Consider the following 15,585-nt stretch of genomic DNA (forward strand, 5'->3'; position numbering starts at 1 on the left):
GAAATCCGCGGCTAAAAAATATCAAATCCGTAAAAAATGTTGTAACTTTTTGGCATAACATTTCGTTTATAATGCTAGACGTAGAGCATTCATAGACAAGGTTATTTCGTGAGCCAGAGGGGGAGCAGCAAATTGAAAAAATGGGAGAACGATACAAGATGAAGCTTTGGCTCCGCAAGCGAGAGAAAATGGTAGATAAGCCGGAAGCAGAGGTGCGGATTCCGGCGGATGGCGGGGATTTGCCGGAGCTTTCCGAGGGGACGTCCGAACTGGAGAAGCTTGAGGCCGCGGCCGTTATAGAGAAAAGCGATGCACCTAAGCAAGAAATGGAGAAGGGCCCCCTGCTGACGGTAAAGGATGTTCGCAGGTCTTTTCCGGTTGGCGGGGGAGAAATTCAGGTGTTGAAAGGGATCAACATGGAAGTCCTTCCCGGCCAGCTTGTCATGCTCAAAGGGAGATCCGGTTCGGGGAAAACGACGCTGCTCAACATGCTGGGCGGGCTCGATCAACCGACGTCGGGGGAGATTTTTTTCCGCGACCAGCCCTTGCACCGGTTAAGCGACGACAAGCGAACGGTGCTGCGGCGGGATCAAATCGGCTTCATATTTCAGGCCTACGCGCTGCTGCCGCTGCTTTCTGCGTGGGAGAATGTGGAGCTGTCTTTGCGCATGGCCGGGGTGCCGACGCAGGAATGGAAACCGCGCGTAACCCATTGCCTGGAGATGGTCGGGCTTGGCAAACGGATGTTTCACCGGCCGTTCGAAATGTCGGGCGGGGAGCAGCAGCGGGTGGCCATCGCCAAAGCGATCGCCCATCGGCCCAAACTACTGCTGGCGGACGAACCGACGGCGAATCTGGATTCGCAAATGGGCGCGCAAATCATGGCCGTTTTTAAAAACATCATACATACGGAGCGTGTGACGATTTGCATGACGACACACGATCCTACAATCTTGGAGGTCGCAGACCATGTTTACGAAATGGTGGATGGAAAATTTATTAGTTAAAGGAGGGAAGTTTTCCCGGTCACTGGGCTTGCTTGTGATTTGCTTGGCGTTTCTCGCCGCATCCGGCTGTGCCTTGCTTCCGAACGAAGACGAGGAAGAAGATATTCCCGTCATTACGCCGCCGACGATTTCGAAGAAACCGGAGTACGAAGTGAAGAAGGGACCGATCGTGATTGACGTGAGCGCGGTCGGGAAGATCATGAGCCAGCGAGAAGAACCGCTGTTCTTTACGAAAGGCGATTTGCATATCAAAAATGTGCTGGTCAAAGCCGGGGATAAGGTGAAGCAGGGAGATCCGCTTATCGAGCTGGACGTGGAGGAACTGCAGAAGGATCTGCGCAAGAAGAAGCTGGAATTCCGCAAGCAGGAAATTCAAATGAAGGAGCTTCTCCGCACGAAGGACGAGAAGGAACCGATTGAATTCGAAGAGGCTTCGATTGTTTTTGAAGAAGCGCGGCAGGACCTTGCGGATTTGGAGAAGACGATCGCGGACGGGACGCTCCGAGCGCCGTTTTCTGGCACGATCGTGTCCGTCTCGGCCGAAAAAGGCAAGACCATTGAAGCTTACAAAACATTGGCGGTGATTTCGGATACTTCATCACTGGTTGTGGCCGCTTCTTTTGCCAAGGAGGATCTGGAAAAAATCGCGGTCGGTATGGACGCCAAAGTCGATATTAACGCCGCCGGTGTATACAACGGCAAGGTCAAGGTGATGCCGGTCAACACCAATTCTTCGGATAACGATAACAATAATGGCAACCAGCCGGAAAAGGACTCGATCGACAAATACGTGATCGTGCAGTTGGACAAATGGCCTAAAGGCATCGAGCGGGGCAGACCGCTCAGCGTTTCCATTGTCACCGAACGCAAGGAAAACGCCGTGCTCATTCCGATTTCCGCCCTGCGCACGATCGGTTCTCGTACCTATGTACAGGTCGTCGAAGAGGACGGCAGCAAACGCGAAGCCGACGTTGAAGTTGGCCTGCAGACTTCGACCGACATAGAAATCGTTAAAGGGCTTACGCCGGGGCAGAAAGTAGTGGGTCGTTAATGGGTGTACCTTTATTGCGCTTACTGTTCCGCAAAATGTGGAACACGAAATGGCTGACGTTCAGTACGCTGCTTGGCCTTATCGTCGCTGTCTCGTTTACCGTCAGCATTCCGATGTATTCGGACGGTTCGCTGAAGCGGGTCGTTTCGAGTACATTAAAAAGCGAAAGCGAAGGACTTCCCGCAGGTTCCCTGATCATGAGCTACCAGGCGCCGGGGGGAACGAAAACGGATATCGGCGGTTTAAAGGCCGTGGACGAATATATTGTAAACGAGGTGCCGAAGGAAATCGGCTTTCCTCATGAAACCTATGTCAATACGCGTTCGATCCGGAGCACGGAGGTGTACCCGGTCGACCCGACCAAGGTCGATGCGAGCCGTACGCGAACGATGACGGTCTCCTCGATGAGCGGGCTCCAGGATCATATCGAGCTGTCCGGGGGGAAGCTGTTTTCGGAAAAGGCCAGCGGAGATACGATCGAGGCGCTGATGCTGGAAGAGGCGATGTACCGCCAGGACCTGCACGTCGGCGACATTATAGAGTATCCTGTAAGCGGCGGTTCGGGTAAAACGCTTAAAGTGAAAATCGTCGGCGTGTTTAAGCCGAAAAACGAAAACGATCCCTATTGGTACCAGGGCTTTGAGGGGATGATGAACAGTTTCTATATCCCTGAGAAAGCATTGAACGAAGATCTGCTGCAGCGCTTGTCGATTCCGCTTCACAGTTCGAGCTGGTATTATGCGTTCGATCTCCGGGAGGTTAAAACGAGCCAACTGTCGCCGCTCGCAGGTACGCTGGAGCGTTTGAACATTGTACTCTACCAGAAACTGAAGGATACGAAGGTCGACGTCTCGTTCGGCAGCCTGTTGAACGATTTCCGGAAGCAAAGCCTGCAAATGCAGACGCTGCTGTTCACGCTGGCGGCGCCGATGATCGCCATGGTGTTCTATTATATCGTGATGAACGCCCGCCAGGCTCTCGACAAGCAGCAAAGCGACATCGCTGTTCTGCGCAGCCGGGGAGCGTCGACAAAGCAAATCGTCTTCATTTATTTGCTGGAGAGCTTGATTCTAGGTGTCGTAGCGCTGATCCTGGGACCGCTGTTGGGCTGGTTTATGTCCAAATCGATCGGGGCAGCCGACGGATTTTTGACATTCGTCAACCGCAAATCGATTCCGGTCGGCTTTAATTTCGATGCGCTTGTGTTGGGAGCTTTGGCGGTCGCCATCGCGATCCTGGCGACGCTTCTGCCGGCCATATCTTATGCGCGCTCCTCGATCGTCAAGGCGAAGCAAAAGCAGGCGCGCTCCGACCGGGCGCCTTTCTGGCAGCGCTGGTTCCTGGACATCGTGCTGATGGGGATTTCCGCTTACGGTTATTATTTGTTCCAGGAACGCCAAATGATTACGTTCCAAACCGGGATGACCACGGATGAGCTTCAAGTTCAGCCGTTCCTGTTTTTCGTCCCGGCGCTGGCCATCTTTTCGATCGGTTTGTTTTTCCTGCGCGTATTTCCTTGGTTGCTCAAGCTGATCGGCTGGCTCGGAAAAAAATGGCTGCCCGTACCTTATTATCTAAGTTTGACCCAACTGTCCCGTTCATCGTTGTCGTATTATCCGCTGATGATTTTGCTGGTGTTGACGCTCGGGCTGGGCGTATACAATGCTTCCGCCGCGCGGACGATCGATCTGAACTCAACGGAGCGGACGCTCTACAAGTACGGAGCGGATGTAATTATGAAGACGGTATGGGAAGGATCGGCGGAAATTAAACGGCCATCGCAAGGCGGCTCAGGCCAGGGGCAAGGCCAAGGGCAGGGCGGAGGTTCCGGCCAGCCGGGGAATCCGGGGGCGCCGGGCGGAGGCGGTGCGGGCGGCGGACAAAACCAGAGACCAACCAAGCTGATCTATGCATCGGAACCGCCGTTTGAAATTTTCCGGCAGTTGGATGGCGTCGAACATGCGGCACGCGTCCTGCAAACGAAAGGAAACATCATCATTTCCGGGCGGTCGGCAGGGCAAGGCAACGTCATGGGCATCGACAATGTCGATTTTGCCAAGGTTGCCTGGTTCCGGGACGATCTGTTCCCGGCGCATCCGTACAATTATTTGAATTTTCTGGGCATGAACGAAAGTGCGGCTTTGGTGCCGTCCAATCTGGCCGAGAAATACAAGCTGAAGCTGGGGGATGTATTCACCGTTTCGCTTAACGATCAGACGGTGGAATTCGCTGTGTACGGCATCATCCCGTATTGGCCCAGCCAATATCCGGATCAGACGCCGTTCATCATCGCCAACCTCGATTATATTTACGACCAGGTTCCGCTCATTCCTTACGAGGTTTGGCTGAAGATGAAGCCAGGCGCCAAGGTGGCGCCACTCGTTCCGAAGCTGGCCGAAAAGGGCATCGACTTGTATTCGGTAGCCGATGTACGCAGCGAATTGGCGGCACAGAGCAAGCATCCGACCCGTGGCGGCGTGTTCGGCATTTTGAGCCTGGGCTTCCTCGTTTCGGTCATTGTCTCGCTGATCGGATACGTGCTGTATTGGTTCTTTAATTTATCCGGCCGGGTCGTGCAGTTCGGGATATTGCGGGCGATGGGCTTGTCGCGCAAGCAACTGACGTTTATGCTGCTGACCGAGCAAATTTTGACAGCGGGTTTGTCGATTGTGCTCGGCATCGTCATCGGGAAATTCGCCGGCAGACTGTACTTGCCGTTCCTGCAAACCGCCGATAACGTAACCACCCAGGTTCCACCGTTCCGGATCGTGTTTGACTCGCAGGATACGCTGCAGCTATACGTAGTCGTGCTGGTGATGCTGCTGCTTGGAGCCGGCCTGCTGCTGTGGCAAATCCGGCGGCTGCGCGTGCATCAAGCCGTGAAAATGGGAGAGGAGCGGTAGCCGATGATACACTGCGAGGGATTGGTCAAAATTTTTAAATCCGAGGACATCGAAGTCGTGGCGCTTCAGGGTCTTAACTTGACCGTGGAGCAGGGCGAAATGATGGCCATTATCGGGAACAGCGGCAGCGGCAAATCGACTCTGCTGAACATGCTGGGCGGCCTTGACCGGCCTTCGGCCGGCCAGGTGTCGGTCGGAGGCTGGGATCTGCTGAAGATCCGCGACGACCAGCTGGTGGAGTATAAGCGCAGTACGGTAGGTTTTGTATGGCAAAACAATGCGCGCAATCTGCTGCCTTATTTAACGGCGCTGGAAAACGTCGAGATGCCGATGCTGCTGACCGGCAAGCTGGATCGCAATTATGCCAAGGAACTGCTGGAGCGGGTCGGACTTAAGCACCGGATGCACAACAAGCTCCACCAGCTTTCCGGCGGGGAGCAGCAGCGGGTGGCGATCGCCATCTCGCTTTCGAACCGTCCGAAGCTGCTGCTTGCCGATGAACCGACCGGATCGGTGGATACGGCCACGTCCGATCAAATCATGCAAATTTTTCGTCAGGTAAACCGGGAGCTCGGGATCACGGTCGTTATCGTTACGCATGATTTGACGCTAGCGGGTAAAGTGGACCGCGTCGTGGCGATCCGCGACGGTTTAACGAGCACTGAGTTTTTGAAACGAAATCCGAACCTCGATTTGGCCGCTGCGGAAGGCTTGGGCGGCGGACTGCAGGAGGTGCACGAAGCGTTTGTGGTGGTCGACCGTGTCGGGCGTCTTCAGGTGCCAAAGGAATATCTGGAGGCCGTCGGTATCGGCGGGCGAGCCAGCATGGAATTTGACGGAGAAAAAATCATCATCACAGCACCAAAATCATTAGAGGGGGATCAATAAAATGGGCATGAAGAGAGGGAATTTTCGCAAAATTACGACGGTGCTGCTGACCGCAACGCTTACGCTTGGATTGCTCGCCGGCTGCAATGGAAGCAAAGGCGCCGACAAGGAGCAGGAGAAGGTGCTGCGGATCGGCGTACTGTCCGGGGGATACGACGATTCGTATTTCCGCCAGCAGTATACCGACGTCTATGAATTTACGCATCAGAATATCCGGATCGAGATCGTTCCGGCCATTGATCAGAGCCAATACCGCTATTCCGACGGCTCGGAAGGGGATCAGCAGCCGGACAACCTGGAAAGTATGAAAAAGATTATGACCGGTGGCAATCCGGTCGACATCGTCGTTACGGATACGAGCGTGCTGAATCAGTTGATCCAGGAAAATATGCTCAAGCAGCTGGATCCGATGATGCAGGAAGATAAATTCGACACGTCGGATTTCGTTCCGGCGGTCATCGACGGCATCAAGGATTTGGGGGACGGAAAATTGTACGGGTTAACCCCATCCTTCTCTTCTTCAGCCCTTTTTTACAATAAAAAAATATTCAGCGATGCCGGCGTCGAACCTCCGACGGATAAAATGACATGGGACGATATTTTCAACCTGGCCCGCCGGGTGTCCAAAGGGGAAGGTAAAGACCGGATCTATGGCTTCTCCTTCAACCGGTACCAGGGTAACGATCCGTTTTACGCTATGCAGTATAACTACGTGAACGCTTTGCAGCTCAAAACATATGACAATAAGGCAGAAACGATGACGGTTAACTCGCCGCAGTGGATCGAGGTTTGGAAAACGATGGCAAATCTGGTCAAGGATAAAATCATTCCGGACTCCTCGGCGGGGATGTCGGATGACGCCATGGACCAATGGACGCCGATTAGCGGCGATTTGTTCCTGTCCGGCAAAGTTGCCATGACGATTGACGAAAGCTATTATATTAACGAAATTGCTGATGCGAATAACAATGCCGCCAAGATCAAAAATTACAAACCGGTGGACTGGGATGTCGTTACCGTGCCGGTGCATCCCGAAAAACCGGATGTCGGCGGCAATATTTGGCTGACCAATACCTTCGCCATTAACAATGCGGCGCCGAATCCGGAAACCGCCTGGGATTTCATTAAATTTATCAATAGCGAGGATTGGGCGAAACTGAAATCCCGCGGCAATTCCTACGAGATGGTGGCACGGAAATCGTATATTGAGCCGGTACAAGGATTGGATTACAATATTCAGGCGTTTTATTTGCTTAAGCCTACGCCGCCAACGGATCCGAAAGACGAGAAATTGCTCATCGAAAAACCGGGTCTTTACAACGTAACCAGTGTCGGACGCAATTACTACCAGGAAGTGCTGGAGAACAAAAAAACGCCGGAAGAAGCGCTTAAGGAATGGGAAGAGAAGGGGAACAAGATGCTGCTGGAGATCAAAAACAACCCGAAAACCCAATTCCAGGAGGACGGTACGCCGTATGTACCGGACGAAAGCGGAACTTCCGGAGTCAAATATTAAGCTTAAGCAAAATTTACTAAACCCTAAAAAAGCCGCCGGAATCATTCCGGTGGCTTTTTTAGGTTGTTCCTGGGCATTCTATAGGCAGGGGAAGGATGTACGAAAAAACGAAAGGATGGACCGACAAGCCATGCGTTGGGTATATTTCAATAAGTTGTACAGAACGAAGTTCCAAGCTGGCTGCCTGGCTCGCAGGCTCGAGCAGGACGGCTGGATTTACGGCTTCGACGACATGCGCGAAATAGAAATTTTCCGCTCTCGAAAAGGAAAATACGGCGTCCGTTTTATCCCGTGATTAAACCTGTCACAAAAAGGCCGTGGGAACTCGTTATAGTGAATAGGAGCGGATTTTTGCAAGGCGAAGATGGAAGTTGATGATAAGGGAGAGGAGTTTGCAATTGAATAGCGGTTTTTGGGGAAAAAGGTTGTGGGCTGTTATAGCCATGTCAATTCTGATCGCATCTCTTTTCGTGGGCTGTACTTCAGCTAGGCCCGCCTATGATGAACAGAGGGTATTACGGATCGGGATGATCTACGGAAGTGGGGATGAGTCCAATTTCCGGCAGCAATATGTGGATGCCTTTGAGGTGACTCATCCTGGCCTTACCACAGAAGTGGTTCCGGCCATTTATGGAGGTACATATGGGAGAAATGTGGCTCGGGAAGAAAGCCAGGATATTGTAGAAAGCCTGAAAAAAATCATGACCGGCGACAGCCCGGTGGATGTGGTCATCGTCAGCGACGAGGCCCTTACGAGATTGGTGCGGGAAAACCTGGTTAAACCGTTGGATCCGCTCATTCAAAAGGATAAATTCGATACCTCCGGCACCGTTCCCGCCGTGTTGGAAGGAGCCAAGGCTATTGGAGACCAGCACATTTACGGATTAAGTCCGACGTTTTCGGCTTCGGCGCTGTTTTATAATAAGAAAATTTTTCAGGAAGCCGGGGTGGAACCGCCGACCGACAATATGACCTGGGATGAGGTGTTTAATCTCGCCCGCCGCGTGGCTAGAGGAGAGGGGCAGAAGCGGATTTACGGCATTTCCTTTACGCAATGGCGCGACGGCCAAGGGCCGTTTAGTTACATGGTCTCGGATTACGCCGCTCCACTTCAACTCAAGCTCGTTGATGAGCAGACGGGGAAGATGGCCGTTAATTCACCGCAATGGGAAAAGGTCTTGACCACCATCAGTCAGTTGGTGACCGATAAGGTGTTATTCGGGGGCTATGAAGGTCAGTATATTGAACAGGCGCCTACATATGATACAGACCTCTTTATCTCGGGCGATACGGCCATGCTGGTGGCCGATTACAGCTATGTGGGCCAATTGAGAGACGCGGCTGAATTCGAGAAGAATAATAACAGTTCTTCTAAAATAGACTGGGACGTAGCGGCCCTTCCAGTGCATCCGGAGGCGCCGGAAACCGGCGGCATGGAATTGAGCAGCCTTACAGCGATTAACAGCGCCGCCCAAAATCCAGAGGACGCCTGGGAATTTGTCAAATTTCTAAACGGCGATGACTACGCCAAGATCAGATCGCATAGCGGCTCCGATCTCGTCGCCCGGGAGAAATATATTCGTCCCCAAGGCGGGCTGGACTATCATATCGAGGCCTTTTACGCGCGGAAACCGATTCCGCCGGCCGTTTCGGAGGAGCTCCTGATGCATAGTAAAGAGTTTACGTTGCTGCTCTTCGATGTGGAGATGTTGGGCGAGACTTTTTTCGGGAAAGTCGTGCAAGACCAAGCGACGCCTAAAGAAGCACTGGAGGAATGGGAACAGGCAGGAAATGAAATGCTGGCCAAATTAAAAAAGGAACCTTAGAGTGGAGAAGGAATGTAGAAACATGGGGATGATGGGCGGTTTTTTCCTCCCATTCCCCCTTGACATCCACCTGACTTATATTGTATATTAATTAAGTCGCTATTTTAATGACGCGGGGTGGAGCAGCCCGGTAGCTCGTCGGGCTCATAACCCGAAGGCCGCAGGTTCAAATCCTGCCCCCGCAATTGTTGTGGTCGGGCCCTTAGCTCAGTTGGTTAGAGCGGTCGGCTCATAACCGATTGGTCACAGGTTCGAGTCCTGTAGGGCCCATATGAAGCACCCCTCTTGCGCTGCAAGGGGGGTGCTTGTCTTTCCAGCGTACCTTATTTTTTCAGAACGTTCAGGGCGGATCTTAATTTTTTGGCGAAAACGATAGGATTTTCGATGGTTTCAAGGTGAAGATAGATCAATCTTGGCTTTTCAAATTAATCTATCGTGGATATGATGGGAGAGGCGAGATTTGTGGAAATTAAGTTGGACGATTTAAATGGGCCGGAAATTAAGGCGTTGATCGGGGAGCACTTGGCGAACATGGCGGAAACCTCACCTCCGGAAAGCATTCATGCTCTTGATCTGGAAGGCCTGAAAAAGCCGGACATTACGTTTTGGAGCGCGTGGGAGCAAGGGGTATTGGCGGGTTGCGGCGCATTGAAGGAGCTTGACCCGGAGCATGGGGAAGTAAAGTCGATGCGAACGGCATCGTCCCACCGGAGAAAAGGCGTCGCCAGGGCTGTGCTGGCCCATATCGTGGAAGAGGCCAGACGGCGAGGCTACCGGCGGTTAAGCCTGGAGACAGGCTCGATGGACGCTTTTAAACCGGCCAGAACCATGTATGAAAGCTTCGGATTTGCATACTGCAGTCCATTTGCGGATTACAAAGAGGATCCGAACAGCGTTTTTATGACCAAAGAATTGTAACGTACATGGTTTAATGCGATTAACGCCGCTTCGGCCGCTTGCCGATCTTAGCGGTGTTTTTTGCGTTTTTTATGAAAAAAAGAAAAATAAAGGGAGCCGCCAAAGCGACTCCCCCCTGAATCATTTGCTTTGCTGTTCTAAGATTAAACGATGATACTCGTTCAACAGCTCATCCAGTCGTTGGCTTACGATGATAAGCTCCCGGTCGGCCAGACGTTTGCACGCCGCTAGTTTGTTTAATTCCAACCGGAGTTCTTCAATTTTTAGAATCAGCTCCAAAGCGAACAACTCCTAGATTTTAAATATCTATGTAATACGTCCGCTGTGCACTGGCGACCGTCAGGCGGAATCCCACTTTATATCTGTTCCGCACCAGGCTAAAGTGGTAGTAATACATTCTATGTCTGAATTTGTAAATCCTCCCTCGGAGGCCAGAAACATTTGCAAAAAAATGTCGAAGGCCTATAAAATAATAGTTATCGATATAACGGTACCGATTGTCTTGACGAAACGATAGCCTGCTTGGTGGCGGAAGGGCGGGCGATGACCGTTTAACCGGAACAGTAATTTATGGATAAAATGATGCATCAATAAAACCGAAGAAGGCCGCTGCCTCCGGCAGTCTTATAACGGCGATTATTTTTCAAACGGAATAATCCGGGTAACGTGTGAAATTTCGTCCAGCTTGACCCACACAGCCCCTTCCATAGTGCGGAGTTGAACTCTGTCGGGGGCCGACCCCCATTTTGGCAAGCCGGTCATCATATGTCCGTTTTCCAGTTTCACAACGACCTGGTGCCCCAGCGTGACGGCGATTTTCAGTTCATGCATGCTTACACCTTCCTCTTGTAATGGCAGCTGGAAATCCATCAAATTTAATTTACAATAAATCTCCTTATAATTGTTTATCGGTTGAAAGGCGCAACATGTTGAATTTATACGAAGATCTGTTTATAATTTGAAATGCGGGATTTTCAGGTCGACGTGATCTGACACGTCCTGATATTTTTGCCGGGGTGGCGGAATAGGCAGACGCACAGGACTTAAAATCCTGGGGGTGGTGACACCCGTACGGGTTCGATTCCCGTCCTCGGCATGGTTTATAAAGGAACGCAGGACTTTCGCAGGCAGTGCGGATACCATGCGTTTTTTTGTTGGCTTGGTACCAAATCGAAGGGCTGCATCCATGTAGATAAATATAGCGTTTATAATATAGTTAACAGCGGAATTGGCTTGGATCGAAAGCAGGTTTGGTTGAGTGACCGGATCAACGATAACTATACGGATTCCGGTGAATTCTCAACCCAATCGGGTAGATTTGGTAGCAACAGTGGGGGTTCGTGGGATTACCGGGATTGCGCAAATTCTTTTTAGAATTTTCCGCGATGGCAAAGAGATCTTCAACACGCAACAAGGCATCGAATCTGCCGCTTCTGAACAAAATTACGCGGTTACATTCCAGGCGGAAGACAGAAATGTAAGAGCGGGTGCTCATGTTTACACGGTCACAGCGGAAAATCTCACTGCAAATACAAAAGCCGCTGTTGTTGGACCTGTCTCGTTTAGCGGCTTAGCCGTTAAAACGAGAAACTGATCGTAAAAAACAGCTCATTTCTCGTGGAAAATGGGCTGTTTTTTCAATGTGAGGATGCCGTTCTTTCTCCTGTGATCGTCGAATTTTGTCGCAACGGAAAAAATGCTCATTTTTTTAATAGGACAAAGGGCTTATTTTCGCTGAAAAACGTTACGAAATATCTACCAAATGTCGATATAAATACATAGGCCTGGAAAAAGGTTCCTCTATCTGAAGAATAAGATTAAAGGAGAGAAATGCATGGTTGTTAAAAGGAAGATGACGAAGTGGTTCCTCGTTTTGGCGCTGCTCCTGACTGCGGTATTTCCGACCGGCGTTTTTGCAGCCACCGGCGATGTCAACGCGATCTCCATTGACGGGGAGAATACGACGGTTGAGCTGAAAGTCGGAAGTTCCAAGCAGTTGAAGGTATGGGCTACGATCGAAGGTTCGACGACCAAAAAAGATGTAACCGGAGTTGTTACCTGGACATCTTCGGAAAATATCCTGAGCTTGAACAACGGGTTGGTAACTCCGTTCAAGAGCGGGACGACGCTCGTTCAAGCCAGCTATCATGGCTCCGTTTCGATGATTACGATTAAAGCGGTAGATACATATTCGAAATTATCGCTGGAATATAAACAGGATGGAAAATACAGCCTGGACAGCGACGGGGACGTTCTGAAGGTCAAAGCGCTAGCGCTTAACGACAACAGCGCCGTCGATCCTAGGGATGTGACCGAAGATGCGGATTGGAGCTCTTCCAATACGAGCGTACTAACCATCGAGAAAGGCGTTATTAAGATCGTCGGCGAAGGGAAAGCGACGATCAAGGCGCAGTATTCCGGCATGACCGCTTCCTTCGAAGCGACGGTAAGTTCCCCTTATGCTGGCTTGAAGCTATATCGGGCTGCGGGTGGAACCGAAATCGGGGAAAACGAAGATCTGGAACTGATTGTTGCCGACAACAAAATCGAGCTGTTGGCGAAAACGGTGCTGGCCAGCGACAAGTCTGCGTCCGATGTATCGAAGAAAGCGACCTGGTCCTCCTCGGACACCAGCGTGGCCACCGTGGACGATGGAACCGTCGAAATCATTTCCATGGGCAAAACGACAATTACGGCTAGCTATATGGGACAAACGGCCTCTGTGGACATTTATGTCCGGGCGCCGCATGAAGCGATCTTGTTCACTCCTTCTTCCGATCCGCTCCTGTTTGTCGGCGAAACGCTGCAGATAACTGCTGGAATAAGGGTAGCGGCCAACGAAACGACGGATGTCAGCAACTCGGCTGAGTGGAGTTCCTCCAATAAATTGATCGCCACCGTGGACAGTAACGGTCAGGTTACGGCCAAGTCGGCCGGTTCGACCACGATCAAAGCGAAATATCAAGGCGTTAGCAAAAGCTTGACGGTAACGGTTCATCCAACCATTACTAAGCTGGAAGCCGAGAAGACCGAAATGGAGCTGCTGCGGGGCGAATCCGCGAGTTTGCCGGACGTGAAGGCGACAAAGGTCGATGGCGACAAAGTGAATTTCAACAATAAAATCGTCTGGTCTTCCGATAATGAAGAGGTCGTAACCATTGAAAACGGCAAGATCGTCGCCAAAGACAGCAATGATTTGAAGCTATCCGCAACGGTCACGATTACGGGCAAACTCGAGGATATCGGATCGGGCTTAACTCCGAACGCGGCATTCCCAATCCGGGGAACGCAGGATGGCGTAGTCACCGTCAAGGTTACAGTGAAGGAAAAAGTGCTCACGCTGATTTCGGAAGAAGAGAAGATGAGCATTGTGATGGGCGATGAAACAAGCCTTCCGAAGATAACGGCCGTTTTTGAGAACGGGGAAGAAGTGGTCGATCCGTCCGAAATTGACTGGAGCGTGACGGGGACAAACGCGGTGCTCAAAACGTCGGGCAGCGGAAAGAAAATCAAAGGCTTGACGAAAGGATCGGCTACGTTAAAAGGAACTTATTCCAACAAAACGATCAGCATTCCGGTAACGATCGAGAAGAAGATTTCCAAAATCGTGGTTGAGCCGCAATCGGTCGAATTGAACCTGAAAAAATCAAAATCGATTAAAGTAACGGGCTATTACACGGACGGCACGAAGATCAACCTGTCGAGCAAAATGGACTGGAAATCTTCGGACGAAAAAGTTGCCACGATCCCCAGCAGTTCGGTAAAAGCGGTCGCTGTCGGTACGGCAACGTTGACCAGCTCTTACCAGGGTAATGATGTCAGCGTTAAAGTTAGCGTCGTACCGAAGCTGAAGAAGCTTTACGTGGACGAGAAGCGGCTGGCATTGTCCCCGGGAGCGGTGAAATCGGTTGTTGTCACCGCAGAATACGATACGGGTGAAACGGTTGTGGTCACCTCAAGCGCAACCTGGACCAGCTCCAAGCCTTCCGTAGCCAAAGTGACGGCCGGGAAAATCGAAGCCGTGGCCAAAGGCAGCTCTTCGATCAAAGCGAAGTACGGCGGCAAAACGGTGACGGTTTCCGTGTCCGTTAAAGTCGAGAAAGCCAAGAAATAATTTGGATTTGTGCAATTGCGAGAGACTGCCTTGCATGGCTGATGCAGGGCGGTCTCTTTTTTAATTAAAATCTTTCATTATTAGATTGATTTCGGGTTGCTCGTTAACGTATAATTGGAACAAATGTTCTGATGAACTTTACATACTGCTTCTAGGTTGAAGAGAAAAGGACGACATCGATGATCAGACTTAAAAAGTTACGAACGCAACGTAAGAAAGGCTTCTTTGATGGCGGAGTGGTTAGGGCGTTCATCGGTTTGATGTGCCTCGGTGTGATTTGCACTTTGCTTTCCGGCTGTGCGTTAAACGAATTTGAGCCGGTCGAAACGGCGGGTCAGCAGAATGAGGAGCCGCTTTATTCTTTCGCAGACGGCGAATCCGCCCATTCACTGCGGGTTATTTTTCTGGATGTGGGGCAAGGGGCTTCGCAACTGCTGATTAGCCCGTCCGGCAAAACGATGCTGATCGATGCCGGAAACAACAGCGAGGAGCAGAACATGCTCGATTATTTGCGGGAATACGGGGTCACCCGGCTGGATATCGTCATCGGCTCCCATCCGGACGCGGATCATATCGGCGGTTTGGACCGCGTCATTGAGAACGTTGATGTCGGACAGATCTATATGCCCAAGGTTTCGTCCAACACCAAAACCTTCGAATCTTTGCTGCGGGCGATCCGCGCAAAAGGACTTAAGGTCAAAACCGCCAAAGTCGGGCTGGCACTGGATTGGGATGAACAAGTTCGCGTGGACATGATCGCCCCTGTCACGATGACGGACGACAACAATAATATGAGCGCGGTCGTGAAGGTGAGCTACGGCGATACTTCTTTTTTGCTGACGGCGGATGCGGAGCGGGAAAGCGAGCAGGCGATGATCGACTCCGGGGCCGATCTTCGTGCCGATGTTTTGCTGGTGGGGCACCATGGCTCCAAATCGTCCACCTCGCAGCGTTTTCTGGATCGGGTTCGGCCGGAGTACGCGGTGATTCAGGTGGGGGACAACTCCTACGGGCACCCGACCAAAACCGTGCTTGACCGGTTGGCCAAACAGCGGATTCGCGTGTATCGCAACGATCTTCAGGGGACCGTGGAGATCGATTCCGACGGGCGGGAGCTGCAAATCCTCACGGAAAGGTGAGCAAACATGCTGCATATTGTGGACCGTTTTGAAGGAGAATTTTGTATTATTGAAAGTGACGGGGTGACTCGGGACGTTCCGCGCAAGCTGGTTGATCCCGGCGTCAAACCGGGGGATGTCGTGGAATGGACCGGCGGGAAATGGGTGGCGAACCGGGAGAAAACCGCCTCCCGCAGCAAAGAAATCAAGTCGCTGATGGATGAGCTGTGGGAAGATTAAATGA

The 15,585-nt window shown here is 51.5% G+C and carries 14 protein-coding genes, 3 tRNA genes and 1 pseudogene; 15 read left to right on the top strand and 3 right to left on the bottom strand.

All coding sequences use genetic code 11. From position 1 onward, the window contains the following. The first annotated feature begins 158 nt into the window (after positions 1-158). The 9 genes from ACLD72_RS19430 (at position 159) to ACLD72_RS19470 (ending at position 9,461) form a co-directional block, all read left to right on the top strand. Positions 159-1,007: an ABC transporter ATP-binding protein gene (locus ACLD72_RS19430; protein WP_410997512.1), complete on the top strand. Its 849-nt coding sequence runs from the start codon at positions 159-161 to the stop codon at positions 1,005-1,007. Further along, on the top strand, positions 970-2,058 hold the full coding sequence (locus ACLD72_RS19435; RefSeq protein ID WP_410997514.1) for an efflux RND transporter periplasmic adaptor subunit: 1,089 nt from the start codon (positions 970-972) through the stop codon (positions 2,056-2,058). Before ACLD72_RS19430 ends, ACLD72_RS19435 begins: the two co-directional genes overlap by 38 nt. After that, complete coding sequence (locus tag ACLD72_RS19440; RefSeq protein WP_410997516.1) at positions 2,058-4,961, top strand: ABC transporter permease; 2,904 nt, start codon at positions 2,058-2,060, stop codon at positions 4,959-4,961. The genes ACLD72_RS19435 and ACLD72_RS19440 overlap by 1 nt, the downstream gene beginning before the upstream one ends. 3 nt (positions 4,962-4,964) lie before the next feature. Next, positions 4,965-5,849 carry an ABC transporter ATP-binding protein gene (locus ACLD72_RS19445; RefSeq protein ID WP_410997518.1) on the top strand — a complete coding sequence of 295 codons (885 nt, stop codon included), beginning with the start codon at positions 4,965-4,967 and terminating at the stop codon, positions 5,847-5,849. Position 5,850: 1 nt separating this feature from the next. Further along, positions 5,851-7,365 carry an ABC transporter substrate-binding protein gene (locus tag ACLD72_RS19450; protein WP_410997520.1) on the top strand — a complete coding sequence of 505 codons (1,515 nt, stop codon included), beginning with the start codon at positions 5,851-5,853 and terminating at the stop codon, positions 7,363-7,365. 115 nt (positions 7,366-7,480) lie between these two features. Further along, the gene (locus tag ACLD72_RS19455; RefSeq protein WP_458476125.1) at positions 7,481-7,660 is read left to right on the top strand and encodes a hypothetical protein; all 180 of its coding nucleotides are present in this window, start codon (positions 7,481-7,483) and stop codon (positions 7,658-7,660) included. Positions 7,661-7,892: 232 nt separating this feature from the next. Next, the gene (locus ACLD72_RS19460; RefSeq protein WP_458476116.1) at positions 7,893-9,191 is read left to right on the top strand and encodes an ABC transporter substrate-binding protein; all 1,299 of its coding nucleotides are present in this window, start codon (positions 7,893-7,895) and stop codon (positions 9,189-9,191) included. A gap of 111 nt (positions 9,192-9,302) precedes the next feature. Next, a tRNA-Met gene (locus tag ACLD72_RS19465) sits at positions 9,303-9,376 on the top strand. 11 nt (positions 9,377-9,387) lie between these two features. Continuing rightward, positions 9,388-9,461: transfer RNA gene (locus ACLD72_RS19470), tRNA-Ile, on the top strand. Between the two features lie 53 nt (positions 9,462-9,514). On the opposite strand, the pseudogene ACLD72_RS19475 reads toward ACLD72_RS19470, so the two are convergent. Then, positions 9,515-9,604 (bottom strand): annotated as a pseudogene (locus ACLD72_RS19475) (DUF1259 domain-containing protein); the annotation flags it as partial. A gap of 49 nt (positions 9,605-9,653) precedes the next feature. Here ACLD72_RS19475 and ACLD72_RS19480 point away from each other — a divergent pair. Then, positions 9,654-10,109, top strand: coding sequence for a GNAT family N-acetyltransferase (locus tag ACLD72_RS19480; protein WP_410997524.1), 456 nt, complete (start codon positions 9,654-9,656; stop codon positions 10,107-10,109). A 120-nt stretch (positions 10,110-10,229) separates the two neighbouring features. Here ACLD72_RS19480 and ACLD72_RS19485 read toward each other — a convergent pair whose 3' ends face one another. Beyond that, positions 10,230-10,388: an aspartyl-phosphate phosphatase Spo0E family protein gene (locus tag ACLD72_RS19485; protein ID WP_218571253.1), complete on the bottom strand. Its 159-nt coding sequence runs from the start codon at positions 10,386-10,388 to the stop codon at positions 10,230-10,232. A gap of 357 nt (positions 10,389-10,745) precedes the next feature. After that, positions 10,746-10,940 carry a hypothetical protein gene (locus ACLD72_RS19490; protein ID WP_410997526.1) on the bottom strand — a complete coding sequence of 65 codons (195 nt, stop codon included), beginning with the start codon at positions 10,938-10,940 and terminating at the stop codon, positions 10,746-10,748. A gap of 179 nt (positions 10,941-11,119) precedes the next feature. On the opposite strand from ACLD72_RS19490, the gene ACLD72_RS19495 reads away from it, so the two are divergent. The 5 genes from ACLD72_RS19495 to ACLD72_RS19515 all read left to right on the top strand — a co-directional run bounded on the left by ACLD72_RS19495 (position 11,120) and on the right by ACLD72_RS19515 (position 15,581). Then, a tRNA-Leu gene (locus ACLD72_RS19495) sits at positions 11,120-11,205 on the top strand. A gap of 162 nt (positions 11,206-11,367) precedes the next feature. Further along, positions 11,368-11,703, top strand: coding sequence for an exosporium protein C (locus ACLD72_RS19500; protein WP_410997528.1), 336 nt, complete (start codon positions 11,368-11,370; stop codon positions 11,701-11,703). Positions 11,704-11,943: 240 nt separating this feature from the next. Continuing rightward, positions 11,944-14,223 carry an Ig-like domain-containing protein gene (locus tag ACLD72_RS19505; protein ID WP_410997529.1) on the top strand — a complete coding sequence of 760 codons (2,280 nt, stop codon included), beginning with the start codon at positions 11,944-11,946 and terminating at the stop codon, positions 14,221-14,223. A 179-nt stretch (positions 14,224-14,402) separates the two neighbouring features. Continuing rightward, positions 14,403-15,362: a ComEC/Rec2 family competence protein gene (locus tag ACLD72_RS19510; RefSeq protein ID WP_410997531.1), complete on the top strand. Its 960-nt coding sequence runs from the start codon at positions 14,403-14,405 to the stop codon at positions 15,360-15,362. A gap of 6 nt (positions 15,363-15,368) precedes the next feature. After that, a complete protein-coding gene (locus tag ACLD72_RS19515) occupies positions 15,369-15,581 on the top strand; it encodes a DUF3006 domain-containing protein (RefSeq protein WP_410997533.1) in 213 nt (70 codons plus the stop codon). Positions 15,582-15,585: the final 4 nt, after the last annotated feature.

This window comes from Paenibacillus lacisediminis (assembly GCF_046567315.2).